The following is a 2,527-nucleotide window of genomic DNA, read 5'->3' as shown; positions in this document are numbered from 1 at the left end:
GAAGTACCCACCGCCACCGCCGCCACCGGCGCCACCGCCCGCAGCCGGATCATCGGGGTTGCGGCAGGGCGGGGTGTGCACACCCAGGCAGGCCTGGTTTCCCACGCCCCCGGCGCCGCCTGACCCAGAGCGGCCATCGGTGCCATCACCGCCGAAACGCGGATCGTTGGGATCGGGCGGAGGCGGAGTCGCGTGCCGCCCGGCGTTGAGCCCCCCGGCCCCACCTGCGGTCTGGGTTCCAGCGCCCCCAGGAGTCCCCGGGTGGCCACCATCGACGACGGCACCACCAGCCGCGCCGGCAGTACCGCCACCGGCGCCGCCGGCACCGCCCAGCGCGTAGCCCTGGCCACCAGTGCCGCCGCCTCCGCCGCCGCCCGCACCGACCAGCACCCGGTCCGCCAGACCGCACGTCAACGTCGCGCAGCCACCAGCCGCGATCCGTACATCCGAGGAACCGCCGCCACCGGCGCCGTTGCCACCGTTGAGGCTCGCGGTCCCGCCATCGGCCCCGGCCGCGTCCCCCTTACCGCCTGCTACACCGCTGTTGGAGCCGCCGAAGCCCCCCACGGCGCCCTGCCCCCCGGAGGGTCCGTTGTTCTTCCCGCCAGACCGGCTCGCCGCCGTGCCGTCAGTACCCTTGCCGGCAACATCGACCTGCAGGACCTGACCCGAGGACAGACCCGTCAGCGTGCCATACGCCTGGCCGCCGCTCCCACCCGGACGGCCGGTGATATCACCCACCGGCGAGCCACCATGAATGTCGTCACCGGCAATGAAGTAATGCCCGCCCTGGGCGCCGACCACCGTGATCTCGAGCCATTTCGCTCCCGCCGGCACGGTGAAGGTGTCTAACCCGACCGTGTCGTAGGTGCAGGTCTTCTCGTTGAGGACGCCCGAACTCCCGCACAGGTCGGCTTTTGCCGAAGAAGCGCTCGACGCGGACAACGCCGCCACTGAACTGGTCAGCACAATAACCAGCACCGAAACGGACCACGCAGAGACACGACGCTTGCGTATGACGATCAGCCCTCTCTGGCGGCGTATTCGTAAACCAAAAGAAACTCCCAAGACCAAGCACCTCTCAGCTATGCCCCTCGGAATCGGGGCTCGGGGCTCCAGGGGTCCCGAACCGTTTCTTGCTGGGTCAGGGTTGATGCGCCGGCGAGGCGGCGGGCCGGCACCGCGGGCCTCCGCGTTTCCTGCCCGCGATCTTCCTCACCGCATCCGCGGTATATCCGTACGGTTTCCCGGTCCCGGTCCCGGCGCGCAGCACCGGAACCACCTGTCCGCTGTGGGTGTTGCAGAAACCGCGTTTCGTCACGTGACGAAACATCGGGCGGGCCATGCTCGGTGCCGCGCCCGCCCGCGGACCGGGGTTACAGGTGTCTTCAGACGCCGTCGTTGGCGCACAGCGCCCAGACGTCGGAGTAGGTGTTCGGCGAGCTTGTACCCCCGGTATGGGTGAAGGCTGTCCAGTACGCCGCCGTGGTGGTCCCGTCACTGACCGGGTTGCCGCTCGAGTCGCTGGGGAAACTTCCGTTAAGGTGGTCACCGCCTGAGCCCGGTGCGGTGAAGTCGGTCGTGGTCACGCTGCCTCCGCTGATGGCAGCGCCCCCGCTGATCAATTTCCCGTCCCCGCTGGGGCAGTTGACTGTCGTCTTCTGGCCTGTGCTCCCCGTGGTCGGGCCGCTCGCCTCGCTGTAGTGGACTTTCACGGTGACGCCGCTGATGTTGATGTTGTTTCCGCTGCAGATCGCGTAGGCGTAGGTCTCGTTGGTGCTGTTGGTGCCGTTGGCCCACCCGACGGCGGTCCAGGAGTCGGGGTTGGTCTCGCCGTCGGCTGCGGCTTTCTGGCCGTAGTCATGTGCGGAGTTGTTGAAGGTGGGGAAGCTGGCGATCGGCTTGAAGTTGCCGACACTGGCCGGGGTGGCACGCGCCCCGCCGCCGAGCAGAACCGTGTTCGCCGGGCAGGTCGCGGTGACCAGACCCACCGTCGACCCGGTGGTGGGCGCGTTGGTCTTGCTCATGACCACCTGGGTGTGGTTGATCAGGTTGCTGGTGAAGCACACCGCGAAGGGCGTGGTGGAGAAGGAATTGTCGACCTGGCCGCCGCTTCCGCCGATCCCGAGCCAGTGCGTCACATCGGTGCCGACAACCCCGGCGGAACCGGTGTATTCGGTGGTGCCGTCGGGGCTGGGTGAGGTGCCCATCACATGGTTGCCGTTGCCGGTGCCGGTGGCCTGGTTGATCCCACCGCCGGAGATCAGGCCGCTACTACAGTCCGCGTGGGTTGAGATCTCGGAGTTAGGGTTTGCAGGACCGCTGGTAGCCCCGGGTGACTTCACCGTGACGCCTACGGTGTTGGCGTGCGCCGCGGCCGGGAAGGCCACCGCCAGCGCGGCGCCCAGGACCAGTGCTGTTCCCGCTGTGCACGTACGCACGGACAGATGCGATCTCATATCAACCTTCGCGTCAGGGGTGCGCGATGCGAGCAGATGTGCCCGTCCACACCGGGGATGACAACTTC

At 68.3% G+C, this 2,527-nt stretch carries 1 protein-coding gene and 1 pseudogene; both read right to left on the bottom strand.

All coding sequences use genetic code 11. The features are described from left to right. A pseudogene (locus CM1CMNOD_RS23495) lies at positions 1-981 on the bottom strand (beta-propeller fold lactonase family protein); the annotation flags it as partial. Between the two features lie 407 nt (positions 982-1,388). Next, positions 1,389-2,459, bottom strand: coding sequence for a hypothetical protein (locus CM1CMNOD_RS01360; RefSeq protein ID WP_013871900.1), 1,071 nt, complete (start codon positions 2,457-2,459; stop codon positions 1,389-1,391). Between the last annotated feature and the right edge of the window lie 68 nt (positions 2,460-2,527).

Origin of the sequence: Protofrankia symbiont of Coriaria myrtifolia (genome assembly GCF_900634755.1) — a bacterium.
Taxonomy (GTDB): Bacteria; Actinomycetota; Actinomycetes; order Frankiales; family Frankiaceae; genus Protofrankia; species Protofrankia coriariae.
Note: the sequence above shows the minus strand (reverse complement) of the source record. Positions and strands in the feature narration are given on the sequence as shown.